The organism is Xanthobacter sp. 126, from assembly GCF_000526175.1.
GTDB classification, from domain to species: Bacteria; Pseudomonadota; Alphaproteobacteria; order Rhizobiales; family Xanthobacteraceae; genus Xanthobacter; species Xanthobacter aminoxidans.
Window position 1 is genome coordinate 5,340,971 of the sequence record NZ_JAFO01000001.1, and the last position, 26,530, is coordinate 5,367,500.

28 protein-coding genes (1 of these 28 only partly in view) are annotated in these 26,530 nt (G+C 68.8%); 19 read left to right on the forward strand and 9 right to left on the reverse strand.

All coding sequences use genetic code 11. The features are described from left to right. A complete protein-coding gene (locus tag XAN126_RS28040; protein WP_024281333.1) occupies window positions 1-2,877 on the forward strand; it encodes a response regulator in 2,877 nt (958 codons plus the stop codon). Between the two features lie 85 nt (window positions 2,878-2,962). Here the strand turns inward: XAN126_RS28040 and XAN126_RS0125255 are convergent, their stop codons facing one another. Continuing rightward, a complete protein-coding gene (locus XAN126_RS0125255; protein ID WP_024281334.1) occupies window positions 2,963-3,265 on the reverse strand; it encodes a hypothetical protein in 303 nt (100 codons plus the stop codon). 198 nt (window positions 3,266-3,463) lie between these two features. Continuing rightward, on the reverse strand, window positions 3,464-4,249 hold the full coding sequence (locus XAN126_RS0125260) for a response regulator (RefSeq protein ID WP_024281335.1): 786 nt from the start codon (window positions 4,247-4,249) through the stop codon (window positions 3,464-3,466). 468 nt (window positions 4,250-4,717) lie between these two features. Here XAN126_RS0125260 and XAN126_RS0125265 point away from each other — a divergent pair, with 468 nt between their 5' ends. From XAN126_RS0125265 to metW, 5 genes are all read left to right on the forward strand, one after another. Beyond that, the gene (locus XAN126_RS0125265; protein ID WP_024281336.1) at window positions 4,718-6,544 is read left to right on the forward strand and encodes a sensor histidine kinase; all 1,827 of its coding nucleotides are present in this window, start codon (window positions 4,718-4,720) and stop codon (window positions 6,542-6,544) included. Between the two features lie 197 nt (window positions 6,545-6,741). Then, window positions 6,742-7,038 (forward strand): KGG domain-containing protein, encoded by a 297-nt coding sequence (locus XAN126_RS0125270; protein ID WP_024281337.1) that lies wholly within the window; start codon window positions 6,742-6,744, stop codon window positions 7,036-7,038. 233 nt (window positions 7,039-7,271) lie between these two features. Further along, window positions 7,272-7,826: a sigma-70 family RNA polymerase sigma factor gene (locus XAN126_RS0125275; RefSeq protein ID WP_024281338.1), complete on the forward strand. Its 555-nt coding sequence runs from the start codon at window positions 7,272-7,274 to the stop codon at window positions 7,824-7,826. Between the two features lie 81 nt (window positions 7,827-7,907). Beyond that, window positions 7,908-9,113 carry a homoserine O-acetyltransferase gene (locus tag XAN126_RS0125280; RefSeq protein WP_024281339.1) on the forward strand — a complete coding sequence of 402 codons (1,206 nt, stop codon included), beginning with the start codon at window positions 7,908-7,910 and terminating at the stop codon, window positions 9,111-9,113. A gap of 2 nt (window positions 9,114-9,115) precedes the next feature. Continuing rightward, a complete protein-coding gene (gene metW, locus XAN126_RS0125285) occupies window positions 9,116-9,769 on the forward strand; it encodes a methionine biosynthesis protein MetW (protein WP_024281340.1) in 654 nt (217 codons plus the stop codon). Here the strand turns inward: metW and XAN126_RS0125290 are convergent, their stop codons facing one another. Further along, window positions 9,770-10,501: a methyltransferase domain-containing protein gene (locus XAN126_RS0125290; protein WP_024281341.1), complete on the reverse strand. Its 732-nt coding sequence runs from the start codon at window positions 10,499-10,501 to the stop codon at window positions 9,770-9,772. It lies immediately after the preceding gene. 122 nt (window positions 10,502-10,623) lie between these two features. Here XAN126_RS0125290 and gloB point away from each other — a divergent pair, with 122 nt between their 5' ends. Both gloB and XAN126_RS0125300 read left to right on the forward strand, forming a co-directional pair. Beyond that, entirely contained in the window at window positions 10,624-11,397 is a 774-nt protein-coding gene (gene gloB / locus XAN126_RS0125295) for a hydroxyacylglutathione hydrolase (protein ID WP_024281342.1), read from the forward strand. A 3-nt stretch (window positions 11,398-11,400) separates the two neighbouring features. Then, window positions 11,401-11,847 carry a cupin domain-containing protein gene (locus tag XAN126_RS0125300; RefSeq protein WP_024281343.1) on the forward strand — a complete coding sequence of 149 codons (447 nt, stop codon included), beginning with the start codon at window positions 11,401-11,403 and terminating at the stop codon, window positions 11,845-11,847. A gap of 15 nt (window positions 11,848-11,862) precedes the next feature. On the opposite strand, the gene XAN126_RS0125305 is transcribed toward XAN126_RS0125300, so the two are convergent. The 3 genes from XAN126_RS0125305 to XAN126_RS0125315 form a co-directional block, all read right to left on the reverse strand. Then, a complete protein-coding gene (locus XAN126_RS0125305) occupies window positions 11,863-12,081 on the reverse strand; it encodes a hypothetical protein (protein ID WP_024281344.1) in 219 nt (72 codons plus the stop codon). Window positions 12,082-12,199: 118 nt separating this feature from the next. Beyond that, complete coding sequence (locus tag XAN126_RS0125310; protein WP_024281345.1) at window positions 12,200-12,670, reverse strand: SRPBCC domain-containing protein; 471 nt, start codon at window positions 12,668-12,670, stop codon at window positions 12,200-12,202. A gap of 182 nt (window positions 12,671-12,852) precedes the next feature. Then, window positions 12,853-13,296 (reverse strand): hypothetical protein, encoded by a 444-nt coding sequence (locus tag XAN126_RS0125315; protein WP_024281346.1) that lies wholly within the window; start codon window positions 13,294-13,296, stop codon window positions 12,853-12,855. 68 nt (window positions 13,297-13,364) lie between these two features. Between XAN126_RS0125315 and XAN126_RS0125320 the strand changes: the two genes are divergently transcribed. Further along, window positions 13,365-13,694 carry a hypothetical protein gene (locus XAN126_RS0125320; RefSeq protein ID WP_024281347.1) on the forward strand — a complete coding sequence of 110 codons (330 nt, stop codon included), beginning with the start codon at window positions 13,365-13,367 and terminating at the stop codon, window positions 13,692-13,694. 11 nt (window positions 13,695-13,705) lie between these two features. Here XAN126_RS0125320 and XAN126_RS29405 read toward each other — a convergent pair whose 3' ends face one another. Next, on the reverse strand, window positions 13,706-14,212 hold the full coding sequence (locus XAN126_RS29405; RefSeq protein WP_348550917.1) for a type II toxin-antitoxin system HicB family antitoxin: 507 nt from the start codon (window positions 14,210-14,212) through the stop codon (window positions 13,706-13,708). Window positions 14,213-14,516: 304 nt separating this feature from the next. Here XAN126_RS29405 and XAN126_RS0125335 point away from each other — a divergent pair, with 304 nt between their 5' ends. Further along, complete coding sequence (locus tag XAN126_RS0125335; protein WP_024281348.1) at window positions 14,517-15,335, forward strand: exodeoxyribonuclease III; 819 nt, start codon at window positions 14,517-14,519, stop codon at window positions 15,333-15,335. 7 nt (window positions 15,336-15,342) lie between these two features. On the opposite strand, the gene XAN126_RS0125340 is transcribed toward XAN126_RS0125335, so the two are convergent. Continuing rightward, on the reverse strand, window positions 15,343-16,056 hold the full coding sequence (locus XAN126_RS0125340; protein WP_155982406.1) for a hypothetical protein: 714 nt from the start codon (window positions 16,054-16,056) through the stop codon (window positions 15,343-15,345). A gap of 509 nt (window positions 16,057-16,565) precedes the next feature. On the opposite strand from XAN126_RS0125340, the gene XAN126_RS0125345 reads away from it, so the two are divergent. The 7 genes from XAN126_RS0125345 (at window position 16,566) to phoB (ending at window position 23,647) form a co-directional block, all read left to right on the forward strand. Next, window positions 16,566-18,146 carry an ATP-binding protein gene (locus XAN126_RS0125345; protein ID WP_245272338.1) on the forward strand — a complete coding sequence of 527 codons (1,581 nt, stop codon included), beginning with the start codon at window positions 16,566-16,568 and terminating at the stop codon, window positions 18,144-18,146. Between the two features lie 134 nt (window positions 18,147-18,280). Continuing rightward, a complete protein-coding gene (gene pstS / locus XAN126_RS0125350) occupies window positions 18,281-19,321 on the forward strand; it encodes a phosphate ABC transporter substrate-binding protein PstS (RefSeq protein ID WP_024281350.1) in 1,041 nt (346 codons plus the stop codon). Between the two features lie 101 nt (window positions 19,322-19,422). After that, the gene (gene pstC, locus XAN126_RS0125355) at window positions 19,423-20,400 is read left to right on the forward strand and encodes a phosphate ABC transporter permease subunit PstC (RefSeq protein WP_024281351.1); all 978 of its coding nucleotides are present in this window, start codon (window positions 19,423-19,425) and stop codon (window positions 20,398-20,400) included. A 17-nt stretch (window positions 20,401-20,417) separates the two neighbouring features. Next, complete coding sequence (gene pstA, locus XAN126_RS0125360; RefSeq protein ID WP_051460693.1) at window positions 20,418-21,251, forward strand: phosphate ABC transporter permease PstA; 834 nt, start codon at window positions 20,418-20,420, stop codon at window positions 21,249-21,251. A 60-nt stretch (window positions 21,252-21,311) separates the two neighbouring features. Further along, on the forward strand, window positions 21,312-22,136 hold the full coding sequence (pstB, locus tag XAN126_RS0125365; RefSeq protein WP_024281352.1) for a phosphate ABC transporter ATP-binding protein PstB: 825 nt from the start codon (window positions 21,312-21,314) through the stop codon (window positions 22,134-22,136). A 20-nt stretch (window positions 22,137-22,156) separates the two neighbouring features. Then, on the forward strand, window positions 22,157-22,891 hold the full coding sequence (phoU, locus tag XAN126_RS0125370) for a phosphate signaling complex protein PhoU (protein WP_024281353.1): 735 nt from the start codon (window positions 22,157-22,159) through the stop codon (window positions 22,889-22,891). 54 nt (window positions 22,892-22,945) lie between these two features. Continuing rightward, complete coding sequence (phoB, locus tag XAN126_RS0125375) at window positions 22,946-23,647, forward strand: phosphate regulon transcriptional regulator PhoB (protein ID WP_024281354.1); 702 nt, start codon at window positions 22,946-22,948, stop codon at window positions 23,645-23,647. 254 nt (window positions 23,648-23,901) lie between these two features. Here phoB and XAN126_RS0125380 read toward each other — a convergent pair whose 3' ends face one another. Next, the gene (locus XAN126_RS0125380; RefSeq protein WP_024281355.1) at window positions 23,902-25,269 is read right to left on the reverse strand and encodes an FAD-dependent oxidoreductase; all 1,368 of its coding nucleotides are present in this window, start codon (window positions 25,267-25,269) and stop codon (window positions 23,902-23,904) included. A 189-nt stretch (window positions 25,270-25,458) separates the two neighbouring features. Here XAN126_RS0125380 and XAN126_RS0125385 point away from each other — a divergent pair, with 189 nt between their 5' ends. Beyond that, window positions 25,459-25,950 carry a MarR family transcriptional regulator gene (locus tag XAN126_RS0125385; protein WP_024281356.1) on the forward strand — a complete coding sequence of 164 codons (492 nt, stop codon included), beginning with the start codon at window positions 25,459-25,461 and terminating at the stop codon, window positions 25,948-25,950. A gap of 236 nt (window positions 25,951-26,186) precedes the next feature. Further along, window positions 26,187-26,530: the 5' end (the start) of an SDR family NAD(P)-dependent oxidoreductase gene (locus XAN126_RS0125390; protein ID WP_024281357.1), read on the forward strand. It continues 409 nt past the right edge of the window; only the first 344 of its 753 coding nucleotides appear in the window; it begins with the start codon at window positions 26,187-26,189; the stop codon falls past the right edge of the window.

Below are 26,530 nucleotides of genomic sequence, written 5' to 3' on the forward strand. Positions count from 1 at the left end.
ATGGACCTGTCCAGTCGAGGCCCCGCCGGCCTCTTCCTGAGAATCATCGCGGAGCAGCGGCCCCTGTGGTGGCGCCTCGCCTTTGCCTGCACCGTCATCGGGGCGGCGCTGGCGCTCAGGCTCGGCCTCATCCTCTGGGTGCTGGATTTCCCGCCCTACCTGTTCCAGCTGCCTGCGATCATCGTTGTTTCGCTGGTGTGCGGTGCGGAGATCGGCCTTGCCGCCATCGCCCTGCTCGCCGGCGTCAACGCCGCGCTGGTGCCGGAAAGCGGGAGCAGCGGCATCGCCAGTCCGCCGCTGGCCTCGCTTCTCTCCTTCGTCATCAATGCCATTGCCGTGTGGGGAATCGCGGCCCTCGTGCGCACCACCCTGCGCCGCCTGGAATCGGCCCATGCCGCACTGCTGTCGGCGGCGACCGAGCAGACCGCCGTGGTGGCGACGCTGGAAGCCCTGCTGCATCACGCACCCGTGGGCTTCGCCTTCTTCGATGCCCAGCAGCGCTTCATCCGCGTCAACGAGATGCTGGCCCGCATCGACGGCATCCCGGCCCGCGAGCACGCCGGCCGCTCCCTTGCCGACATGCTGCCCCAGCTCGCCGGTGCGGTGACGCCATCCCTCGAACGCGTGCTCGCCACCGGCGAGGTCATCGCCGACGTGGAGCTGGAAGGCGCGACGCCGGCCGCGCCGGGCGTCTGGCGCCACTTCCTCGTCAGCTATTTCCCGGTGCGCACCTCAGGGCAGGCCATCAGCCTCGTCGGCATGATCGTGGTGGAGATCACCGAGCGCAAACGGGCGGAGAAGGCCATCGCCGCCAGCGAGCAGCGCTATCGCCTGCTCGCCGAGGCGCTGCCGAAGATGGTGTGGACCTCGTCCCCCGCCGGGAGCGGCGACTATTACAACCACCGCTGGGCCGAATATACCGGCGTCGAGGCGCCGCCCGGCGAGGTGGTGGAATGGCACGCCTTCCTCCATCCGGAGGAGAAGAGCTGCGTCATGGAGGCGTGGAAGGGGAGCCTTGCCAGCGGCAATCCCTTCTCGCGCGAGTGCCGGTTCCGCGCCAAGGACGGCAGCTATCGCTGGTTCCTCTGCCGCGCCGTGCCGGTGCGCGACGAGGATGGCCGCGTGGACCGCTGGTACGGCAGTTGCACCGACATCTCCGAGATCGTCGCCGCCCGCGAAGCCCTGTCGCGCAGCAACGAGGATCTGGAGCGCCTCGCCGCCGCCCGCACGGCCCAGCTCGCCGCGGCCAACACCCTGTTGAAGCAGGAGATGGAAGAGCGCCTGCGCGCCGAATCCCAGCTCCGGCAGGCGCAGAAGATGGAAGCGGTGGGCCAGCTCACCGGCGGCATTGCGCACGATTTCAACAACCTGCTCACCATCATCATCGGCAACATCGAGGCCGCCGAGCGCCGGGTGCCGACGGACCCTGCCGACACCCGAAACCAGGAGATCAAGACCCAGGAGATCCGCCGCTTTCTCGACTACGGGCGGCAGGGGGCGCTTCGGGCCGCCATCCTCACCCAGCGCCTCCTCGCCTTCTCCCGCCGCCAGCCCCTCGATCCCCGCCCCACCGACGCCAACCGCCTCGTCACGGGCATGTCGCACATGCTGCGCAGCGCGCTCGGCGAACGGGTGATGCTGGAAACTGTGCTCGCCGGCGGGCTGTGGCGCACGGAGATCGACCACAACCAGCTGGAGAATGCCATCCTCAACCTCGCGGTGAACGCGCGCGACGCCATGATGGACGGCGGCAAGCTCACCATCGAGACCGCCAACGCCTATCTCGACGAGGCCTATTGCGCCGAGCACGAGGATCTCGCGCCGGGGCAATATGTGGCCATCTTCGTCAGCGACACGGGCATGGGTATGTCGGAGGATGTGCGCGCCCGCGCCTTCGAACCCTTCTTCACCACCAAGGGGCCGAAGGACGGCACCGGGCTCGGTCTCAGCCAGGTCTACGGCTTCGTGAAGCAGTCGGGCGGGCACGTGATGATTTATTCCGAGCGCGGGGAGGGCACCACGGTAAAGCTCTATCTGCCGCGGCTGGAGGAAACTCCCGGATTGCTCGAACCTGTCCCAGCGCGGACGGATGGCGAGGTCCGTGCCGCGCCCGCCGTTCTGCTCATGGTGGAGGACGACGACCAGCTCCGCGCCATGGGCGCCGCGACGTTGCGGGAGGCCGGCCATACGGTGATCGAGGCCGCCGATGCTTCCGCCGCCCTCGACGCGGTGTCACGCGGCACCCACCCCGACCTGCTCTTCACCGACGTTCGCCTCGGCGACGGGATGGATGGGCGGGGCCTCGCCGACGAGGTGAAGCGGCGGATGCCGCGGACCCGCGTGCTGTTCACCACTGCCTATGCCCGCAACGCGGTGGTGCACCAGGGGCGGCTCGATCCGGGCATGAAGCTCCTGACCAAACCCTACAGCCAGTCGGAACTGGTCGCCAAAGTGAACGGAATGCTGGACGAACCCGCCCTCAGGGGGGCCGTCCTCCTGGTGGAGGACGAACCCTTCGTCGCCATGGTGGCGAGCCAGGTCCTGGAAGATCAGGGCTTCAAGGTCACCATCGCCTCCCACGGCGAGGCGGCGCTCTCGCACGCCCGCGCCGCCAAGGCGGACATCGGCCGCGACGCGCTGGCGCTCGCCATCGTGGACATCGGCCTGCCCGACATGCGCGGCGACGAGGTGGTGCGCCGGCTCGGCGAGATCGCGCCCGACCTGCCCATCATCGTCGCCACCGGCTATGCCGCGCAGGACATCTCCGATCTGTTCGTCGGGCGCAGCGACGTGGGGGTCATCTCCAAGCCCTATGACGGCGCCACGCTGGTGGCGGCGCTGGAGCGGCTCGGCTTCCGGCCGAAGGGGGAGGGATGATCGAAAGCCGCCGGGGGATGGCCCGCCCGGCAGCTTCAGGAGTGGCGTGACCGGCCGGACCCAGGACCGGCCAAGGCGGCGCGGATCAGCGGCGCAGCAGGATCTGGCCGAGAATGACGCCGACGCCCGCAGCGATGGCGCAGGCGGTGATGGGCTGCTCGCGGATGCTCTCCCGCAGGGTGAGCACCTGCTCCTCGGCCCAGTCGCCCACCTCGCCGGCGGCACTCTCGGCCTCGCCCTTGGCGCCCTTCACCGAGTGCTTGGCGGTCTTGCCGAGGGTTTCCAGCAGCTTGGTGAAATCGGCCCTGAGCTGGTCGAGGTCCGACTTGACGTCGTTGAGGCTGGCCTCGGCGGCGGGGGCGGTCACGATCTGCGGCTTGTCGACCATGGTTGTCTCCGGCAGGGTTTGTCACGCGCGGTGGGAGCATCCGCCGTTCGGGGCTCGCTCCATATCCGCTCGGGAGTGTAACGACCGACACGGCAATTGCGTGCCCGGGAAAGTTCGTAGTCCTCGCGATTTTCCGCGGGGAGGCTGTCCGTGAGGCGCGCGCGGACCTTTTGTCAGGCGCTGCGCGAACGTCCCCGTTCAGGCTCTCCGCGCGGCTTCGGGCTCGGCACGAGCCTCGTGGAAGAACAGGGCCTGCGCCACCGTCGCCTTCACCGTCTCGGTGAGGAACGGCTTGGTGATAAGATAGGTGGGTTCCGGCCGCTCGCCCGTGAGGAGGCGGTCGGGGAAGGCGGTAATAAAGATCACCGGCACGTTGAAGCTCTCGAGGATCTCCGTTACCGCCTCGATGCCGGAGGAGCCGTCGGCGAGCTGGATGTCGGCCAGCACCAGGCCGAAATGGCCGCCCTGTGCCAGCTCCACCGCCTTGGAATGGGTGGGGGCAACGCCGATCACCTCATGTCCCAGTTCGGTGACGAGGGTCTTGAGGTCGAGGGCGATCACCCATTCGTCCTCGATGATGAGGACGCGGGTGGCGAGCTGGCGGTCGATCTCGCGCTGCGCCGCCACCACCTGCGCCTCCACGTCGGAAAGGGTGGTGCCGAGAATGGTCGAGGCCTCGGCGAAGGAGAAGCCCTCCATGGCGGTGAGCAGCAGCGCCACGCGCGAGGAAGGGTCCATGGCCTGAAGCCGGGCATCGGCGCGCGAGGGCACCTGCCCGCCGGAAGACTGGCGGTTCCAGGTCTCGTGGAACGCCTTGTAGAGCGCGACCCGCGGCGAGACCGCGGGATCGATGGCGACCTTGCCGTCGAGAATCGCCTGCAGCGTGTTCTGCACCAGAAGATCGCCGGCCGCCTGCGATCCCATCAGGGCGCGCGTGTAGCGGCGCAGGAACGGGAGCTGCTTGATAAGCGGATTGGAAGCCATGCGAAAGTTCCCTGCCAAGCTGAACGTGCCAAAGGAGTGATGGCCGCTCTGAGCCACGTTTGTGATTGGCCAAGTTGAAGCCAAAGCCCGGTAACGCTTGCGTGCACGACAAGTTCCACGCGGGTGGAACCGGGCCGGCGCAAAACGCATTATAGTCGCACCCGAGCCCAGCGGGAGCGGCACGGTAGAAACTTGTCTGCGGGCATCCTGCGCGCGGACCGGAACGGAAAGGCAGGCGGCCGCACCGACACGAGGCCAGGACAAGAGGCCAAGAGACGAGGCCGCGCGTATTCGTTGCGTGACCCTCGGGAACGTTCCTCACCAGGAGCGTTCTTCCAGGAGGATGGGACGAGCGTCATCGCCAGAGCATGGCGCGCCTCGGCGCGGTATGGGTGAGGTCTCGCGGGGCGGTCTGCCAGCGGCGGACCGGCGACAGGCGCCCGTGTGGAGTTGTTTGGCGGAGCGACGATGGATCTGGAACGGGCGCAGGCCGCCAAGTCCCGCGAAGACGGTTCCCGTGAAGAGCGTTCGCGCGAAAGCCCGCGTGGCGACCTGTCCCGTGGCGGACCCACGCCGGGCCAGCGGGAACGCGCCTCCCTCTTTCCACCGTCCACCACCCAGCCGCGCACCCTGTTCGACAGCGTCCGTCGCCGCCTGATCCTCATGGTGCTGCTGGCGCTGGCCCCCATCGCCACCCTCAACATCGTGCAAGGCGTGATGCAGCTTTCCGCCGCCGAGGAGGATGCCCGGCAGAACCTGCTGCGCCATGCGCTGGCCGCCGCCGCCTCCCAGCAGAATGTGATCGCCTCGGCGGAAAACGTGCTCTACGCGCTCCAGAACGTGGAGGAGGTGCGCACCGCGGGCCCGACCTGCCGCGCGACCCTGCGGGGGGCGACCGTCTCCCTGCCCTTCGCCGCCAATATCGGCGTGGTCAATGCCGCCGGGCAGCTCACCTGCTCCGCCTTGCCCACGTCCGACACCGACATGACCGATGACGGCTGGTGGCTTTCGGCGATCCGGCAGCCGGGCTTCAGCCTCTCAGGCCGGGTGCGCAGCACCGCCACCGACCGGGACGTGCTGGTGGGCCTTCTGCCGCTGCGCGATGCCGCCGGCCGGCTCGAAGGCGGCATGGCATTGGGCATCGAGATCGGCTGGCTCGACAATCTGCTGCGCCAGCAGGTGCCGCCGTCCGAGGGCGTGGTGGCGGTGTTCTCGGCTTCGGGCGAGGAGCTGGTCTCCAATTCCCGCAGTCTCAGCGGTGCGCTGTTCCAGGCCGCACCCTTCGCCGCACCCGACAATGCGCTCAGGGAGAGCACCGACGCCTCCGGCCGGCGCTGGACCTATGCCACCACGCCCCTCGGCCGCGAGGGGCTGGTGGTGGCCTATGCCTCCCCGTCCGACCGGCTGTTCGGCTGGACCCTGGTGACGGTGGCCGCGAGCTTCGCCTTGCCGGCGCTGGTGATGGTCGCCTCGCTCATCGCCCTGTGGGTGGCGGTGGACCGCATCGTGCTGCGCTGGCTGCTCTATCTGCGGCGGGTGACGGCGGTTTATGCCCAGGGCCATTACGGCTTCCGCCCGACCCGGCTCGATGCCGCGCCGAGCGAATTCCGCATGCTCGGCCACTCGGTGGAGAACATGGCCTATGCGGTGCGTCAGCGCGACGCGCGACTGCGGGAAAATCTCGCCGAGAAGACCGCGCTGGTGCGCGAGATCCATCACCGCATCAAGAACAGCCTTCAGGTGGTGGTCAGCCTGCTGTCGCTCTATGGCGGCGGGATGGGCAAGGGCGAGGACCGCAAGCGGTTCGACCAGCTGCGCACCCGCGTGAACACCCTCGCCCTCGTCCACCGCATCCTCTACGAGGCGAACGACGGCTCGCAGGTGCGCCTGCGCGAGTTGCTGGGGGAGCTCGCCTCGCTGATCGAGGGCTCGTCCGACAAGAATCTGCGGCTGGTGGTCGAGGCAGAGGAGACGCGGCTGCCCACCGACATGGCGGTCCCCCTCGCCCTCATGGTGGTGGAACTGGTGCTCGGACTGACACTCCGGCCCGGCAGTACCTCCCTCGGCATGCTCATCCGCGGCACGGTGGACGATGAGCGTCTGCGCCTCGTCCTTTCCGGCACCGCCGACGCTCCGGAGGAGCCCTCCGGCCTCGCCGGGGGCTTTGCGGCCCAACTCGGGGGAACCCTGACCCGCAACCGGTCCGGAGACGCGCTGGTGATCGTCGGGGATTTCCCTTGTCCCGCAATCGCTTCTCCGGATACCGCTGCCCGGTCTCGGGCCAACGGAGCGTGACACCCGACGAAAGCGTGTTTTCATCGGAACCACACCCCCGCCTGCTTCGTTACTGCTTAGACCGTCCTGGCCACCCCACCGGCCGGAGGGCGGCCTATTGGCTTCAGTGCGGGCCGTTTTCGCTCCGGTACACAGCGCCGGATCGACCGGCCGGGTGCCGCGACGAGCGGCCGATCGCAGTCGGAGGAACAGGGCAAATGGACAAGGCGCGAACCAAGGGCACCTCCCAGCGCGGCTTTGCGGCGATGGACGCGGAAAAGCAGCGGGCGATCGCGCGCAAGGGGGGCGAGAGCGTCCCGGCCGAGAAGCGCAGCTTCTTCCAGAATCGCACGCTGGCCGCCGAGGCCGGCCGCAAGGGCGGACAGAGCGTCGCTGACGACCAGCGCAGCTTCTCGAGGGACCGCACCCTCGCCTCGCAGGCGGGACAGAAGGGCGGCCAGAAGAGCGGCCAGGCCACCGGCACGGGGCCGGGGACCGGCAACGGCGGCGCCTGAACGCGCCGCCTTTGAGGGGCGTAACCGGAACCGCCGTCCGCGGTGAACCGCGGGCGGAACCGGAACCGCAGCTGTAGCGTTAGGCTCAGGTCACGCTCGAGAAACGTCTCCGCGAAGGGACGCTTCCCGAACCGGGAGCCGGGCGGACACAGCCGCCAGAAAAGTCACGATTGCCGGAAAGAATAGGCTGCCCGATGGATCTGCCCGCGCCGAGCGAAAGGACCCGCCAAGAGATGGACGCCGCCGCCCTGCGCACGCAGGTGCTGGAGTTCCTTCCAGCGGTGCGCGCCTTTGCGCGGTCGCTGACGCGCAACCGCACGGAAGCCGACGATCTGGTCCAGGAGACGCTGCTGAAGGCGCTCTCCAACATGGACAAGTTCGACCCCGGCACCAACCTCCGCGCGTGGCTGTTCACCATCCTGCGCAACACCTATTACACCGAGATCCGCAAGCGTCGGCGCGAGAATGACGGCATGGCCGCGCTCGCCCAGCAGGACACCAATATCGGCCCGAGCCAGGAATGGTCGTCCACTCTCACCTCGCTGAAGGATGCCCTCGCCCTTCTGCCCGACGACCAGCGCGAGGCGCTGGTGCTGGTGGGCGCGGCGGGCCTCTCCTACGAGGAGGCGGCGGAGGTCTGCGGCTGCGCGCTGGGCACCATCAAGAGCCGCGTCAACCGCGCGCGCGCCAAGCTCCTCGTGCTGATGGGCGCCGAAGCCACCGCCGACGTGGTAGAAGGCGACGCGGTCGCCATGTCCGCCGCGCGAAGCTCGCTCTCCGCATCCTGAAGCCGGGCGTGCGGGCCAGCCGGCCTCTGTGCCGGAGCGTCGGTGCTTGACACGGGCGCCGGGCCGTCGCTTGGTTCGCCCATGACATCTTTCGTCCGGAAGGACGTCGCCTCGAACACAGCCGCCGAGGCGCGGCGCGAGGCGGACGAGCCCCATTCCCCCGTGGTGCGCTTCGGCACCGGTGCCCCGCTCAGGCTCGATGCGGGCGTCGAGCTGAACCACCTGCAGATCGGCTACCAGACCTACGGCGAGCCCAACGCCGCCGGCACCAACGCGGTGCTGGTGTGCCACGCGCTGACCGGCGACCAGCACGCCGCGAGCCTCAATCCCGTCACCGGCAAGCCGGGCTGGTGGGAGACGATGGTGGGGCCGGGGCGGCCGATCGACACCGAGCGCTTCTTCGTCATCTGCGCCAACGTGCTCGGCGGCTGCATGGGCACCACCGGCCCCGCCTCCACCAATCCCGAGACTGGCCGGCCCTACGGCCTCGACATGCCTCTCGTCACCATCCGCGACATGGTGAACGCGCAGGCCATGCTGCTCGACCATCTCGGCATCGAGAAGCTCCTGTGCGTGGCCGGCGGCTCCATGGGCGGCATGCAGGTGCTGCAATGGGCGGCGAGCTATCCCGAGCGGATGTTCTCCGCCATGCCCATCGCCACCGGCGCGCGCCACTCGGCGCAGAACATCGCCTTCCACGAGGTGGGCCGGCAGGCGGTGATGGCCGATCCCGACTGGCGCAGCGGGCGCTATCTGGCGGAAGGGGTGACGCCCCATCGCGGGCTCGCGGTGGCGCGCATGGCGGCGCACATCACCTACATGTCCGACCAGTCGCTGCACAACAAGTTCGGCCGCCGGCTGCAGAACCGCGCCATGCCCACCTTCGGCTTCGACGCCGATTTCCAGGTGGAGAGCTATCTGCGCCACCAGGGCGAATCGTTCGTGCAGCGGTTCGATCCCAATTCCTATCTCTACGTGACGCGGGCCATGGACTATTTCGACCTCGCGGCCGACTACGGCGGCGTGCTGGCCAACGCCTTCCGGGGCTCGAAGACACGCTTCTGCGTTGCCTCCTTCACCTCGGACTGGCTGTTCCCCACCGAGGATTCCCGCGCCATCGTCCATGCGCTGAACGCCTCGGGCGCCAGCGTCTCCTTCACCGAAATCGAGAGCGACAAGGGCCACGACGCCTTCCTGCTGGAGGAGCCGCAGCTGTTCGCCATCGCCCGCGGCTTCCTCGACAGCGCGGCCCGCGCTTTGGGCCTGCCGGCCGGGAGGAGCGAGTGAGCATCGCATTGCGCCAGCCGGTGCTGGATGAAAGCGCGGTGCGCGACCAGGGCGGACGCGTCGATCTCGTGGTGGTGGCCGAAATGGTCGCCCCCGGCTCGCGCGTGCTCGATGTCGGCTCCGGCGACGGGGCGCTGCTGGAACTGCTCGCCACGACGCGCAACTGCGACGCGCGCGGCATCGAGCTGTCCCGCGAGGGCGTGAATGCCGGCGTGGCGCGCGGCCTCGCCATCATCCAGGGCGACGCGGACGTGGACCTCGCCCACTATCCCGACGACGCCTTCGATTACGTCATCCTCTCCCAGACGTTGCAGGCCACCCGCCGGCCGCGCTGGGTGCTGGAGCAGATGCTGCGCATCGGCCGCCGGGCGGTGGTCTCCTTCCCCAATTTCGGCCACTGGCGCTCGCGGCTCGATCTCATGATCAACGGCCGGATGCCGGTGACGGACAACATGCCCATCGCCTGGTACGAGACCCCCAACATCCACTTCTGCACCATCCGCGACTTCGTGGCTCTGGTGGAAGTGCTGGACGCCCGCATCGAGAAGGCCGTGGCGCTGGACTCATCCGGCCACCGGGTGCGGGTGACCATGCCGTGGTGGGTGTGGAACCTGCTGGGCGAGCAGGCGGTGTTTCTGCTGACGCGGGAGCGGTAGTCACCCCGCCGGCACGCCGCCCGGCACCAGCACGGGCTCCAGCGCCGGCTCGGCGATGCGGCTGGGGCGGCGGATAGCGACGGGGCGGTAGAGCTGCTTGGTGGCTTCCACCACCAGCACGCCGGAGAAGGGCAGCGACAGGCGCGCGCCGACCCGTTCCCACGCCACCGCCGTGTTGAGGAACCAGCGGCTGGGCGGTGCATAGAGCGCCTCGTCCCAGCCCACGGGGGTGAACAGGGCCTCGCGCAGCAGGCTCACCACCTGCCCGCGCGAAAAGGGGCGGCCGTTGCCGAAGGGAGTGGTATCGAGCCGCGCCCACACGCCCCGCCGGTTGGGCACCACCGCCAGAAGCCGCCCGCCCGGCGCCAGCACGCGCCAGACCTCGCGCAGCATCTCGGCGGCGTTGGCCGTCATTTCCAGCGCGTGGACGATCACCACCCGGTCCATGCTGGAGGTGGGGAACGGCAGCAACGTCTCGTCGGCGAGGGTGGCCAGCGTCGGTGCGGCGGAGGGCCAGCGCACCACGCCCTGCGCCGCCGGCATCACGGCGAGGCAGCGCTCCGCCTCCTCGCGGAACACGCCGAGATAGGGCGTGGGATAGCCGAGCCCCAGCACGCGCATGCCCGTCACATTGTCGAAGCGGGCGCGGATGGCGCGGCCGAGCAGGCGGCGCGTCATGATTCCCACGGGCTGGGCGTAGAAATTGCGCAGGTCGACGACGTCGAGAAACATGCACCCTCGCTGTGGACAGCGGCCGGCCGGCCACACTTCCGCTCGCCCCCTTAATAGAGGATCATGCGCGCCGGGTCCGCAACCCGAGCCGTCAAGCCCGTCCCCTTCCGGAGATCGACACCGTGCCGGCCGACATCCGCCTGATCCCCTGCCTCAGCGACAATTACGCCGTCCTCATCCACGATCCCGTCACCGAAGCGACGGCGGTGGTGGACGTGCCCGAGCCGGGGCCGGTGATGACGGCGCTGGAGAAGGAAGGCTGGACCCTCACCCACATTCTCGTCACCCACCACCATGCCGACCACACCCAGGGTATCACGGCGGTAAAGGCGCGCTACGGCGCCACCGTCGTCGGCCCCAAGTCCGAGGCGGACAAGATCCCCGGCCTCGACGTGGCGGTGGTGGACGGCGATCCCGTCGCCGTCGGCTCGCTGGTGGGCCGCGTGCTGGAGACCCCCGGCCATACCGCCGGCCCGGCCTCCTATTTCTTCGAGGGCGAGAAGCTGCTGTTTGCCGGCGACACGCTGTTCACGCTCGGCTGCGGGCGGGCGCTGGAGTGCGAGCCGCCGGTGCTGTGGCATTCATTGCAGCGGCTGCGCGCCTTGCCTGAGGACCTCGACGTCTATTCCGGCCATGAATACACGCTGGGCAACGGTCGCTTCGCCTTGTCGGTCGATCCGGACAATGCGGACCTCGCGGCCATGTATGCCAAGGCGCAGGAGCAGCGCGCCAAGGGCGAGCCCACCATGCCCTCCAAGCTCGGCGACGAGCTGAAGGCCAACCCCTTCCTGCGGGCGGACGATCCGGCCATGGCCGAGCGCCTCGGCATGCCCGGCGCGGACCCGGCCGAGGTCTTCACCGCGCTGCGCGAGCGCAAGAACAGCTTCAAGGGCTGAGAGATGGGCGAAACCGGCCTTCAGGCGCTCACCGCGGAAGCGGTGATCGCCCAGCTTGAGCTTCAGCCCCATCCCGAAGGCGGGTTTTTCCGGGAGACATTCCGCGAAAAGGCACCGGACGGGGGGCGCGGCGCGTCCACGGCCATCTACTTCCTGCTGCGCGCGGGAGAGCGCTCCCACTGGCACAGGGTGGATGCCTCGGAAGTCTGGCATTGGCATGCCGGCGCGCCGCTGAAGCTCTCCATCGCGGACGCCGGGGGACAGCGGGATGTGATGCTTGGGCCGGATCTCGCCGCCGGCGCGCGGCCGCAGGGCGTTGTGCCGCCCTTCGCGTGGCAGGCGGCGGAAAGCCTCGGCGCCTGGACGCTGGTCGGCTGCACGGTGGCGCCGGCCTTCGATTTCGCAGGGTTTGAACTCGCCCCGCCCGGCTGGGAGCCGGGCCAGCCTTAGCTCAGGCCTGCGCCCTCACACCATCGCGCAGAGGGCTTCCATGCGGGCGCACACATCGCCGAGGCTCGGCGGGTTCGCGCCGCTGCGCTGGGCCATGAGGAAATCGGCGAGATCGCCGGCTTCCTGCTTGCGCAGGAACTTCACCACGTCCTCGACGCTAGACACCCGCGTCTCGGCGTCTCCGATCACGATGCGCAGAGAGGTCGGGGTAGTCAGAGGAAGGCTCTGGCCCATCATCGTCTCCGTTCGTCGGTCGCCGCCTCCCGGACGGAGGTCAGCAACATCAGTCAGATGGTAAACGCGGCCTTATGGCGGCGGTTCCAACCCATGGCGCGATCATGCGCGATTTTTCTCACGCCCCGTGGGCGATGAGGTCCGGCAGGCGGCGCGTGAGGGTGCGCAGCACGCTCTGGGAGCCCTTGGACATGACATCGAACACCCCGTCATTGGCGGTGTCCGTGCCGAAGCCGTCGTGGAAGAAGCGGAAATGGGTGCCGCCGGAGGGCGTGGGCGTCAGCGTCCAGGTCACGACCGTATCGATATAGTGGCCGAAGCCCTTCAGCTCCTCGTGCCCGCCCTTCCAGCTGAAGGACAGCTCCTTTTCGGGGATGCAGCTTTTCACCTGGCACTGGAATTCGCCGTCCCACCGCTCGATGGGCCGGCCCCAGATGGTGAACTTGTGCCCCTCCAGCGGCTGGATGTCGTTGGGAAAGAACCAGACTGCGAGCCATTCGGAATCGGTGATGGCGCGCCACACGACATCCACCGGCTGATCGAACTCGGCCTCGGAGAGAATGGAGCGGGTTTCGACAACATCCGACATGGGGGGCCTCCAAAATCAGTCAATGAAATGCCGGCGCGGGCCTTTGGCTCGCCAAGCAAAAAACGGACCTTGAGCGCGATCCGATCAGATCGAGGTGATCTGATCGGTGAATCGCCCTCCAACGTGAAGCTGGAGCAGGCACTTTTCCCTCCATCTGCCCTGCAAACGGAGGGACGCGTGCTTCAGGCGGTTTCCGACACAGGCTCCCGACCGGCCAGAGCCTCCGCGAACGCCAGCGCGAAGGCGGCGCGGTCGGCCTCTTCAGGGAAAAGGATGTCGGCGCTCCATTCGGTGGTGAGTGTCCCGCCCGGCCACGCGCGCGGGGCGCGGTGCCAACGAAGGCCCGGCCAGCGCGGGTTGCGCTGGGTCTCGCCGGAAGCGTCGCGCCAGGCGGGGCGGCCGAGCGCCTGGTTGAGCCACGCCATCACCTCCGGCCCGAAGGCGAGGGCGAATGCGACGCCATGGCGGATGCTGCGCGGCGGGGCGCGCACGAGCGTCTGGCCGATCACCGCATAGGCCGGCGGTCCCTCATCCAGCGCCAGCTCGCGCATCACCAGCAGGCGGAAGCCGCCCGCGATGGCAACGGCCGGCGTGGCGGCGATGGCGGTGGGATCGTCGGCGCTCATGCGGCCATCCCCCGCCTTGGCACCGATCCTGCTACGCCGGGCAAAACCCGGACGCGAACGGAGGCGGCGTGACCAAGGCGGACTACATTCCCGAATTGAGCGAGGTGCGCATGGAGCGCCGCGCACCGGAGGGGCCGTTTCAGCTGGAAACGGAAGATCATGTCTATGTGCATGGATGCCTCCGGCAGGTGGAGGCGGCGTTCGGGCTCGACGCCTTCCCCGGCACGCCGTTCGACGCCATTTCCGGCCGCGCGCTGATCCACCGCTTCATCGTGTGGTGGCGCACGCTGGAGCCGGAGACCCCGCAACAGGCGGAAGCCCACGCCCAGCTTCCCGGCGCCATCCGCCTGCTCGACACGGTGTCCGCCTTCCTGGAGGAGCGGGCGGGGCGCGGCTGAGCCGGCATCGCTCAGGCCTCCGCTTTGACCCCTTCAACGGCACCCGGCTCGGGCGGGGCGCGGTCGGCGGCCTTCAGGGCATCGATGGCGGCGAACAAGGCGAGCCGCCCGTCCGCCTCCGCCGCGTCCGGCGTCTCGCCGATGCCGAGGCAACCCGGCACGTCCGCGAAGCTCACGACGAACCCGCCACCCTCCGCCTCCGGGATCGGCGCGACGGCCGAGGGATAGGCGGCGACATCCACCACCGTGCCCGGCGCCACCGTTCGCATGCGCACCGGCGCGGTGCCCTCGTCCATGCGGTCCACCATGGCCACGAACGCCTTCACGTGGGCCGCGCGGATCCTGTTCTTCATGGGCACCGCCACGCAGTTCGGCACGGCGGGATGGGTGAACACCACATGGGTCCCCGTCACCTTCCGGAACTTGATGGCATATTGGGAGGCGATGATCTCCAGATCCGCCGGCCGCCGCTCGTCGCCGGGGCTGGCACGCAAGGCCTCGAGCCTCTTGTTGTGCATGACGCTCAATCCATCAAAGAACGAAAGGGTGGAAAAAACCACGGACTGGAAAGGCTTCAGTGTAGGCCTGCCGGGAAAAGCGGCAAGCCGAAATGGTGGGCAGGGGGCGTAGCCGGAGCGCTGGTCCGGGATCCGCCAGTCTCCCGCGACAGGGACGGCACAGCCGGAGCTGCCCGGCGAAAAACTCAAGTTCCTCAAAGGGAGAAACGCCCGCCTCCCTCAGTGCACCCCCTTTTCCTTGCCTCCCCCGCCCGCGCAGGTGTAAGCGTCGATCTTCCCGCCCTTTTTCAGTCTGCCATTGCCCGTGTCCCTCACCGTCTGCACCTGGAACATCAATTCCGTCCGCATCCGCCTCGACATCGTGCGCGCCGCCGTGGAGCGGCTGCAGCCGGATGTGCTGTGTCTGCAGGAGACCAAGTGCCAGGACGACAAGTTTCCCCTGAACGCCATCCGCGACATGGGCTTTCCCCACATCGCGCTCCATGGCCAGAAGGGCTGGCACGGGGTGGCGACGTTCTCGAAGCGGCCGTTCGCGCGCATCGAGAAGGGCGCGTTCTGCGGCAAGGGCGATGCCCGCCACATCGCGGTGACGCTCGACGGCGCGCACGCGCTGGGCAAGCCGCTCACTATCCATAATTTCTACGTGCCGGCGGGCGGCGACGTGCCGGACCCGGAGCTGAACCCCAAGTTCGCCCACAAGCTGGCTTTCCTCGACGAGATCACGGGCTGGGCGCCACTGAAGCCCCACGCCGGCAACAACGACCACGCCATCGTGGTGGGCGACCTCAACATCGCCCCGCTCGAAACCGACGTGTGGAACCACAAGCAGCTGCTCACCGTGGTCAGCCACACCCCGGTCGAGGTGGAGCGGCTCGGTGCGTTCCAGGCCTCCGGCCCGTGGGTGGACGTGATGCGCCACTTCGTGCCGCCGCAGGAAAAGCTGTTCACCTGGTGGAGCTACCGCTCGCCGGATTATACGGCCAACGACCGCGGCCGCCGCCTCGACCATGTGTGGGCTAGCGAGAGCCTCGCCCCCTCCGCCACCGCCATGACCGTGCTGAAGGAAGCCCGCGGCTGGGAAAAGCCGTCGGACCATGTGCCGGTGGCCATGACCTTCGGCTGAGGGTCCTTCAGGGCTTCGCCGGTGCCGGAGGCGCCTCCGCCGGCGCGCCGCCGAGGGCGGGAATGCCGAGGGCGGCGCCGATCTTGCCCTTGGGCACCTTCATCACCTGGGTTCCGGGCGGCAACTGGAACTGCTTTTGGTCCTGCGGTGCGCGGGTGAGGGATGTCGCCTCGAACACCGTCTGCTTCGTGCCCTTGATCTCCACCGCCGTGCGCAGGGCGATGCCATCCGGCGTGATGCAGGCGGTGGTGGGGCCGAGGGCCGATTTCATCTGCGGATCGATTTTCCAGAGGTCGCACGCCTCGCCCGCCACCGTGTCCTCGCCCACCCGGAGGCCGGTGCCGGTGAGGGCGCCGAGCACGTATTCCGGCGGCAGCTCGATCTCCACCGCCATGTTCGGCAAATTGGGGGTGCGCACCAGCATGCTGCGCGCGTTCAGGTCGATGATGCCGACCATGCTGCCGGGAATGTTGGACTTCTGGATCTCCACCCGCATCCGGCCATGGCTGTGGGCGATGTCGATGGTGCCACCGCGCTTGAGGTCGGCTTTCAGGGCAAAATCGGTGGCCGGCAGCGGCACGGGATCGGCGCGGGCAGGAGACACAGACGGCAGGCCGAGGATCAGCACCCCGGCCGCGACGGCGAATGCCGGCACCGAAATACCTGCAACGGCACGGCGGCGGCCGCAGCCGCCTGCTTGGCGCCGGCAATCCTTACCCATGGCCAATTCCTCCGCCCCCGGCCCGTCATAGCAGATGGACATGCCCGTTGGGCAACGGCATGTCCGCGCCGACACGCCTTTCAAAAGACCTCACGGAATGCCCCGGAGGCACCTCCTGCAACGGTATGGCGTAGCAGACGCGACCCGGAGCGAAGACGCAACCCACCCGCGTGGCCCGGTCGCACGAGACTGGCGAAAACCGCGATCAATCAAATATCCGGAGGGTCGGTTGTCGTAATGCCTTCTTGGAGGGGCGCGAGCATCGTCCTTCAATGGACGGTCTGCCGGGCCGGGGCGATTCGCCACAGGCGGACGGCCGGACGGGCGGCCGCGAAATGCGCCGGGAAGAAGCAGCGGGGCCGTGTAGGATGACGCGAAAGGGAGGGCGCGCCAGAATGATGCCGGAAGGGCCATCGCAGGACGGTCGCGAGACCGGAGGACGCGAGCCGGAGAAGCGCGACACGGAAAAGCCCGCCCGTGCGCCGCGCGCTGCCGAGAGGCGTGCGCAGGTGGCCGAAACGCCTGTGCTGACGCCCGCCCCCGCCGCGCCTCTGTCTGCGCCGTCCGGTCTCGCGGCGTCCGGTCTCGCGGCGTCGGGTCTTGCGGCGTCCCTGCCCGCGATGTCCCTGCCCGCGGCGATGACCACGGCCGCGCCAGCGCTGACGCCCAGCCCCCTGCCAGAAATCGCGGCTGCCCCCGCCCCCATGCCGGACCTCGCCCCCATAATTGCCGGCGCGGAGACAGCCTCCCCGCCCCTGGCTGCGGCTCCCGTGCCCGCCCGTCCGTCACCTGCCGCTGCCGCGCCGACGCCGGGCGCTGCCCTGCCCCCCGCGCCGAACGGCCGAAGCGGGCGGCGAAGCCTCGCACTGGTGGGCGCCGTCGCGGCGGTGGTCATCGGCGGCGCCGCGGCGGGCGCGCTCGATCCACTGCTGGCCATCCTGATGGCGGCGCTCCTGGTGGCACTCTGGCTGTCGCTGCGGCCGGCCCCGCCGGCGCCGGTGCCGGTGGTGACGCCTTTGCCGACCGCACCGCCCCCGGCGCGGGACTCGCAGGCCCGCGCGGTGGTGGCGGCGCTGCCCGAGCCGGCGCTGCTGCTCTCGGCCGCCGGCAACATCATCACCGCCAACCAGCGCGTCGCCCTGGCCCTCGGCCCGACGCGGGTGGGCGATCCCCTGTCCTTCGTGGTGCGCGTGCCGGAGGTGCTGGACGCGGTGCGCGCCGCGGCGGCGGATGGCGTGCCCCGGCGGGTGGAGTTCGCCGAGCGCATCCCCCTCGACCGCTGGCTGGAGGCGCATGTGGTGCCGCTCCGGCTGCACGTCTCCCCCGAGCGCTCACCCGACGCCGTGCTGCTCACCTTCCGCGACCTCACCCAGCAGCGCCGGGTGGAGCAGATGCGGGCGGACTTCGTGGCCAATGCCAGCCACGAGCTGCGCACCCCGCTGGCCTCCCTGTCGGGCTTCATCGAGACGCTGCAGGGCCCGGCCCGCAACGACACGCCGGCGCGCGAGCGCTTCCTCGCCATCATGGCGGCGCAGGCGCGACGCATGTCGCGCCTCATCGACGACCTGCTCTCGCTCTCGCGCATCGAACTGAACGCCCACGTGCAGCCGCAGACCAAGGTGGACCTTGGCGCCATCATCGCCCACGTCTGCGATACCCTCTCCCCCCTCGCCCGCGACCGCGGGGTGGAGCTGGAGCAGGTCCGCGAGACGGCCGACCTGGAAATCCTCGGTGATCGCGACGAACTGATCCGCCTGTTCGAAAATCTGGTGGAGAATGCCCTGAAATACGGCGCCGCAGGCAAGAAGGTGGAGGTGCGCCTCGCCCGCGAGAACGGCACCGCCGTGGTGAGCGTGCGCGACTTCGGCCCCGGCATCTCGCCGGAGCACCTACCCCGCCTCACCGAGCGCTTCTACCGGGTGGACGTGGCGGCCAGCCGTGACCAGGGCGGGACGGGATTGGGGCTCGCCATCGTCAAGCACATCGTGGCCCGCCACCGCGGCCGGCTGGGCGTGGAAAGCGAGCTCGGCAACGGAGCAATCTTCTCCGTGCGGATGGAAGCTTTGCCGAACCCGGAAAAAAACCTATAAAAGGCAATGGCGTAAGCTGTCATGCCCATGTCACGGACGCGTCATAGAACCTTGGCGCGCCGGGGCTAAGAGTCCTGAGCCCAGTTGCCCCGGCTCCTGCCGGAGCGGCAACCGATTTGGCAAGGAGAGATATCGTGAAGCTCACCACCGCTCTCGGCGTGATCGCCGTAGCTGGCTCGCTGTTTGCCGGCAGCGCCCAGGCTGTCGATTTCACCGGCGCTGGCGCGTCCTTCCCCGCCCCCGTCTACCAGTCCTGGGGCGCCAAGTTCAAAGAGAAGACCGGCGCGACGCTGAACTACCAGTCGATCGGCTCCGGCGGCGGCCAGAACCAGATCATCAACCGCACCGTGGACTTCGGCGCGTCCGACGCGACGGTCCCGGGCGAGAAGCTCGCGGCCAACAACCTGCTGCAGTTCCCGACCGTGATCGGCTCGGTGGTCGCCACCGTCAACCTCGACGGCGTCACCACCAACCAGCTCAAGCTCACCGGCCCGGTGCTCGCCGACATCTATCTCGGCAAGATCACCAAGTGGAACGACAAGGCCATCGCCGACCTGAACCCCGGCGTGACCCTGCCCTCGAACGCCATCGTCCCGGTCTATCGTTCGGATAGCTCGGGCACGACCGCGATCTTCACCTCCTACCTGTCGGCCGTGAGCCCGGACTGGAAGTCCAAGGTCGGCTCGGCGACCTCGGTCCAGTGGCCCACCGGCGCTGGCGCCAAGGGTAACGAGGGCGTCACCGGCACCGTCAAGAACACCAAGGGCGGCATCGGCTACGTCGAGTTCATCTACGCCGCCGCCAACAAGCTGGTCGTGACCCAGCTGCAGAACAAGGCCGGCAAGTTCGTCACCCCCGAGGTCGCCGGCTTCCAGGCCGCCGCCGCCTCCGCCGACTGGAAGGGCGCCAAGGACTTCGCCGCTTCCATGATCGACGCCCCGGCCCCCGAGGCCTGGCCGATCGTCTCCCCCACCTACATCCTGCTGCCGAAGAACCCGACCAACGTCGAGGCTTCGCGCGAAGTGATGAAGTTCTTCGAGTGGGCCTACACCAAGGAAGGCGCCGACATCGCCGAAGGCCTGCACTACATCCCGCTGCCCGCGGCGGTGGTCGAGCAGGTGAAGGCCGCCTTCAAGGCCGAAGTGAAGGGTCCGGACGGCAAGCCCGTCCTCTGATCTGAAGAAGATCGCGCCGCTCTCCCAGGAGGGCGGCGCTTTTCCATCAGGCGACAGGTCCGGTAGCGCACACGCATCGACAAGCCGGGGCAGGGGATAAAATGGACGCGACGGTGGACGGCATGCGGTCTGGCTCGGCAGAGCCCATCAGCAAGGCCAAAGGCACGGGACGGATCGCCGATCCGATCTTCGTCACCCTCCTGTGGGCGAGCGGCATCTTCGTCCTCATCCTGCTCGGCCTCATCATCGCCGAGCTGTTCAAGGGCGGCCTGCCGGCGCTCCAGCACTTCGGGCTCGACTTCATCTGGTCGTCCGCCTGGAACCCGGTCACCGAGAATTTCGGCGCCCTGGTGATGATCTACGGCACGCTGTTCTCCGCCATCATCGCGGTGATCGTGGCGCTGCCGCTCTCCTTCGGCATCGCCTTCTTCCTCACCGAGATCGCGCCCCAGCCACTGAAGCGGCCCGTCGGCGTCGCGGTCCAGCTTCTGGCCGCCGTGCCCTCCATCATCTACGGCATGTGGGGCTTCTTCGTCGTCGTCCCGCTGATCGCCGCCTACGTGCAGCCCCCGCTGATCGACCTGTTCGGCGACCTGCCGGTCATCGGCGCCCTGTTCGCCGGCCCGCCGCTCGGCTCGGGCATGCTCACCGCCGGCCTCATCCTCGCGGTGATGATCTTGCCCTTCATCACCGCCATGTTCGTGGAGACGCTGGAAAGCGTGCCGCCCATGCTGAAGGAATCGGCCTACGGCATCGGCGCCACCACCTACGAGGTCTACAAGAACGTCTCGGTGCCCTACGGCAAGACCGCCATGGTGGGCGCCATCATGCTCGGCCTCGGCCGCGCGCTGGGCGAGACCATGGCCGTGACCTTCGTCATCGGCAACGCGACGCGCCTGTCCGCCTCCCTGTTCGCGCCGGGCGCCACCATCGCCTCCACCATCGCCAACGAATTCCCCGAGGCCCCGATCGGGTCGCTGAAGCTCACCTCGCTGCTGCAGCTCGGCTTCATCCTGTTCGTGATCTCCTTCATCGTCCTTGCACTGTCCCGGGCGCTCGTGCGCTCGCGGCTCGACTGACCGGGAGCTTCAGAACCATGGCTTCCCTCGCCGCGCGCCGCGCCACCGACCGGGCCGTCAAGGCCATCTCCACCGGCTTCGCCGTCTTCGCCCTGTTCCTTCTCGGCTGGATCCTCTGGACCCTGCTCTCGCGCGGCCTGCCCGCGCTGGGATTGAACGTCTTCACCCAGGTCACCAAGCCGCCGGGCCAGGGCGGCGGCCTGCTGAATGCCATCGTCGGCTCGCTGATCCAGATCGGCATCGCCATGGCCATCGGCGGCCCCATCGGCATCTTCTGCGGCACCTTCCTCGCCGAGAACGGCAAGGGCACCAAGGTCGGCGCCGCCGCCCGCTTCGTGAACGACATCCTGCTGTCGGCGCCGTCCATCCTGGTGGGCCTGTTCATCTACACCCTGCTGGTGGTGCCGCTCGGCGGCTTCTCCGGCTGGGCGGGCTCCATCGCCCTGGCGATCCTGGTGATCCCGGTCATCGTGCGCACCACCGAGGACATGCTGAACCTCGTGCCCGTCGGCCTGCGCGAAGCCGCCTTCGCGCTTGGCGCGCCGCAGTGGAAGGTAGTGATGTTCATCACCTGGCGCGCGGCCCGCGCCGGCATCGTCACCGGCGTGCTTCTGGCCATCGCCCGCGCCGCCGGCGAGACCGCGCCGCTGCTGTTCACCTCGCTCGGCAACAACGCCATGTCGACCGACCTGTCGAAGCCGATGGCGAGCCTGCCCATCGCCATCTACCAGTTCGCCGGCAGCCCGTTCGACGACTGGGTCTCGCTCGCCTGGGCCGGCGCACTGCTCATCACCGTGGGCGTGCTGGTGCTCAACGTGGCGTCCCGCCTCTTCCTGGCGCGGAGCCACTAGCTCCCGCCGCCGCCCTTTCCATTTCCTCCGAAGCAAGGCCAAGGCCCAAGCGAGGACAAGATGACTTCAGCCGTCGATCCCACCTTCAATCTCGCCTCCGCCGTGGGTGCCAAGCCGGACGCGCCGCCGGCCCCCGCCAAGATCAAGGTGGAGAACCTGCAGTTCTACTATGGCAGCAACCATGCGCTGCGGAACATCAACTTCGAGGTTCCCGAGAAGCGCGTGACCGCCATGATCGGTCCGTCGGGCTGCGGCAAGTCCACACTGCTGCGCGTGTTCAACCGCATGTTCGACCTCTACCCCGGCCAGCGCGCCGAGGGCTCGGTGCTGTTCGACGGCGTGAACATCGTCGGCAAGGAACTGGACCCCACCATCGTACGCACCCGCATCGGCATGGTGTTCCAGAAGCCTACGCCGTTCCCCATGTCGATCTATGACAACATCGCGTTCGGCGTGAAGCTGCACGAGAAGCTCTCCAAGGCACAGATGGACGAGCGCGTGGAATGGTGCCTGCGCAAGGCCGCCATCTGGGACGAGACCAAGGACCGCCTGCACACCTCGGCGCTCGGCATGTCCGGCGGCCAGCAGCAGCGCCTGTGCATCGCCCGCACCATCGCGGTGAAGCCCGAGGTGATCCTGCTCGACGAGCCGACCTCGGCCCTCGACCCCATCTCCACCTCGAAGATCGAGGACCTGATCGACGAGCTGAAGCAGGAATTCACCATCGTCATCGTCACCCACAACATGCAGCAGGCCGCGCGCTGCGCCGACATGACCGCCTTCTTCTATCTGGGCGAGCTGATCGAGATGGCGCCTTCCGACGTGATCTTCACCAATCCGAAGGAGATCAAGACGCGCGACTACATCACCGGCCGCTTCGGCTGACGGATTGAAGGATCACTGAGATGCCGGATCATATCGTCGCCTCCTTCGATCAGGAGTTGAAGGAAATCGGCCGCAAGGTCGTCGAGATGGGCGGGCAGGCCGAGCGCCTGGTCGCCGACAGCGTCGCCTCCCTCATCCGCCGCGACAGCGCCCTCGCGCAGAAGGTCGTGCTGCTGGATGCCAGCGTCGACCAGGTGCAGCGCGAGATCGAGGACCGGGCCATCCTGGTCATCGCCAAGCGCCAGCCGGTGGCCATCGACCTGCGCGAGATCGTCGCCGCGATCCGCATCGCCAACGATCTCGAGCGCATCGGCGACCTCGCCAAGAACGTGGGCAAGCGCGTCATCGCCATCGAGGGCGAGTATCACCCGGCGAAGCTGGTGCGCGGGGTGGAGCACATCTCCGACCTCGTGCTCGAGCAGCTGAAGGAAGTGCTGGACGCCTACGCCGCCCGCAACGAGGCCAAGGCGCTGGAAGTGTGGGGCCGCGACGGCGCCATCGACATCATGTACACGTCCCTGTTCCGCGAGCTCCTCACCTACATGATGGAGGATCCGCGCAACATCTCCGTGTGCACGCACCTCTTGTTCTGCGCCAAGAACATCGAGCGCATCGGCGACCACGCGACCAACATCGCGGAGATCGTCTACTACATGGTGACGGGCCAGAACCTGCCGGAGAGCCGCCCCAAGGCGGACGCCTCCAGCGACACCACCCTGCCCTTCCCGGGCCGCACCACCACCGTTCAGAGCTGATCAACCAGACCTGAAGACGGGGCGGAGAGCCCCGATAGTGACGGATAGACCAAAGTGCCGGCGCGTATTCTGATCGTCGAGGACGAAGAGCCGTTAACCCTCCTGCTCCGCTACAATCTGGAGTCGGAGGGTTACGGGGTCGAGAGCGTGGGACGCGGCGACGAAGCCGAGACCCGGCTGCGCGAAAGCGTGCCTGATCTCATCATCCTCGACTGGATGCTGCCCGGCCTCTCCGGCATCGAACTGTGCCGGCGCCTGCGCACCCGGCCGGAGACCGAGCGGCTGCCCGTCATCATGCTCACCGCCCGCGGTGAGGAAACCGAGCGGGTGCGCGGCCTCGCCACCGGCGCGGACGACTATGTGGTGAAGCCCTTCTCGGTGCCCGAGCTGCTCGCCCGCGTGCGCGCCCTGCTGCGCCGGGCCAAGCCCGAGCACGTCGCCACCCTGCTGCGGGCCGGCGACATCGAGCTCGACCGCGAGACCCACCGGGTTCACCGCGCCGGTCGCGAGATCCATCTCGGCCCCACCGAGTTCCGCCTGCTGGAATTCCTGATGCAGAGCCCCGGCCGCGTCTTCTCCCGCGAGCAGCTGCTCGACGGCGTGTGGGGCCAGGACGTCTATATCGACGAGCGCACGGTGGACGTGCATGTGGGCCGCCTGCGCAAGGCCATAAACCGCGGCCGCCAGTCCGACCCCATCCGCACCGTGCGCGGCGCCGGCTACTCCTTCAACGAGATGTTCGCCCGCGCGCACTGAGCGTTGCTTCGCTCAAACGCCACGCGGGCTGTCTTTACGTCGTCTTCGCTCAAACGCCGCGCGGGCTATTTTGGGGGAGGCGCAACCTCCCCCGAGCCGTCATCCCCCGGCTCGTCCTGGGGATCCACCCCGCCACGCGTCGGGCTGCTCGGAAGTATCAGCACCCCTCTGGCCGATGGGTGGATTGCCCGCACAAGGCGGGCAATGACGGCGGGATGTATGAAACGGGGCAGATCTCCGATGAGACGCAGCCCTCACCCCGTCCGCACCCCCAAAAGCCCAAGCGCCTGCTTGGCCGCGCGCTCGCCGGAGAGCCAGGCGCCGCCGACCGTGCCCCAGAGCGTCTCGTGGGTGTGCTCGCCGGCGAAGACCAGCCGGCCGCCCACCGTTTCGGTGAAGGCGCGGCGCATGTTGCCGAAGCCCGGCAAGGCGCAGGAGAAGGCGCCCAGCGCCCACGGCTCCTTGCTCCAGCGGGTGGCGAAGACCTTGCCGACGCGCGCGGCGGTATCGGCGCCGAACTCGCGCGTCAGCGCCGCCTTCACGAAGGACGCCGCCGCCTCGGGCGGACTGTCGGCGAGGCCGGCGGCCACGTCGCCCCCCACTTCAAGGCTGTAGAGGTCTGTGCCGCCGATACGGGCGCGCAGCGCATAGGCGCGCGGGCCGTCGGCGCGGAAATAGACCAGCTCGTCAGCGCCGAGATTGCCGGGATTGCGCGGCAGGCGGAAGCCGATGTGGTCGAAGGCGCCGAGCGTGATCTTCTCCACCGCCGTGCGGTAGCGCTGCGGCAAGGACGGGCCGATGCGCAGCTTGCCTGCCGCAATCAGGCTCGGCGGTACGGCGACGATCACCGCGCGCCCGGTCACGCTGCCCTTGTTGGTCTGCACCGAGACGAGGCGCGGGCTGAGATCGATGGAGCGCGCCGCCACCTCGAGCCGCACGGTCAGCGGACGGGCGAGCTGCGCCACCAGCGTGCCCACGCCCTGCCGGCAGATGTCCTCGCTCTCGCGCTCGTCGAAGCGGGAGACATCCACGGTGGAGACCTGATCCAGTTCCTTGGCGCAGTTGAACGGGCCGAGGACGAAGCGGGCGCTCGGCCCCCACGGTCCGAGGTCCGGCAAGGCGCGGGAGGCGGCCATGTCGCGGTTGGCATCGCCCGCGGCGACGATGGCCCGCTCGCCGCGGCGGACCGTGGCGATGAAATCCTCATAATCGGTATCGCCCGCCTCGCGCCCGCCCACATAGAGCCGGCCGCCATCGGGCGCGCGATAGATGTCGAGCCCCTCGGCCCGGCCGAAGGCGGCCATGGGGCGCGCCGCCGGCATATTGAGCCGCGCCGCGCCGAGGTCGAACGGCACGCCGAACTGGGTGGTGTCGGTCACCGTGCGGCCGCCCACCTGCTTGCCGGCTTCCAGCAGCACATAGCTGCGCCCGGCCTCGGCGATGCGCCGCGCGGCGGCGATGCCGGCCGCGCCCGCACCGATGATGACGACGTCCGCGTCAGTCTGCTGGCCGAGCGCGCGCGAGGAGGCAAGGCTCATGCCCACGAGCGGCGTGGCCGCCAGGGCAACACCACGGGCGAGCAGCGCGCGGCGGGAAAGAGGGGGGCGATCGGGTTCGGTCACGGCCGGAACGCTACCATGGGGCGTGCAACGGGGCGAGAGGGCGGACCGCCCCGTAGGTAAATGCGCGACACCACGCACTTTCCCGCCGGATCGCCCCCAACCTTCGCAAAATTGTAAGCCGGCATGTGGATAAAGGGGCGCGTGGCCGGCGCGGCTTCGCTCGCGCTCGGGACATGTCGGGGGAGACCCATGAAGGATCCGGTTCAGAAGACCATCGGCTACAGGCTCACCCACACGGCGCGCCTGCAGAAGGCGCTGTCGGCCCGTCTCCTCGCCGGCCTCGGGCTGTTCCCGGGACAGGAATCCGTGCTGAAGCTTTTGTGCGAGGCGGACGGCCGCACCATGGGCGACCTTGCATCCGCGCTGCGGGTGCGCCCGCCCACGGCCTCCAAGACCATCGCCCGCCTCACCACCCAGGGCCTCGTCGAGCGCCGCGCCACCGATGGCGACGGCCGGCTCGTGCGGGTCTTCCTCACCGATGCGGGACGCGAACGCGGCGCCTCCATCGATCATGTGTGGGACCAGCTGGAGGCCGAGATGGTGGTCGGCCTCGACAGCAAGGAGAAGAAGCGGCTGCGCAAGCTCCTGCGCAAGGTGGAGAAGAACCTTGCCTTGCGCCTTGGCGCCGACGGCGGCCTCGACGACGAAGCCGAACCCGGCGACGAGGACGAGGACGCCTGAGAGCCGCAGACGCCCCCTCCATCACCGTCACCCGGGCCTGCCCTCGACTTTCCGCCTTGCATCCGGCGCATGGAGCGGTGCGGCACTATGCACCGCTCCGGGCTTTTCTCCCGGCCGATCCCGCGCTATGCCTTGTCCGATCGATTTTCAATCGATTAAAAAACACACCGGCACAGCCGCCGCGCCAACGGCAGAATCAGGATCGCCGGCCGGATCGGCGACGCACCGGGGGAAACATGTCCAACGCCATCGATCTCAACGACCGCTTCGCCATCGTCACCGGCGGCGCGCAGGGTATCGGCCGCGCCGTGATCGAGCGCTTCATCGCCTCCGGTGCCCGCGTCGCCATCTTCGATCGCGACACCGACCTCGTGGTGAAGACCGCGGACGAACTGGGCCGCGCCCGCGTGATGCCCGTGACTGTGGACGTGAGCCGCCTCGCCGACGTGGAACGGGCTGTCGCCGAGGTGCATGCCGAATTCGGCCGCATCGACATCCTCGTGAACAATGCCGGTGTCGCGGGCGCGAACCACAAGACGTGGGACTACCCGGAAGAGGAATGGAAGAAGGTGATGGCCAT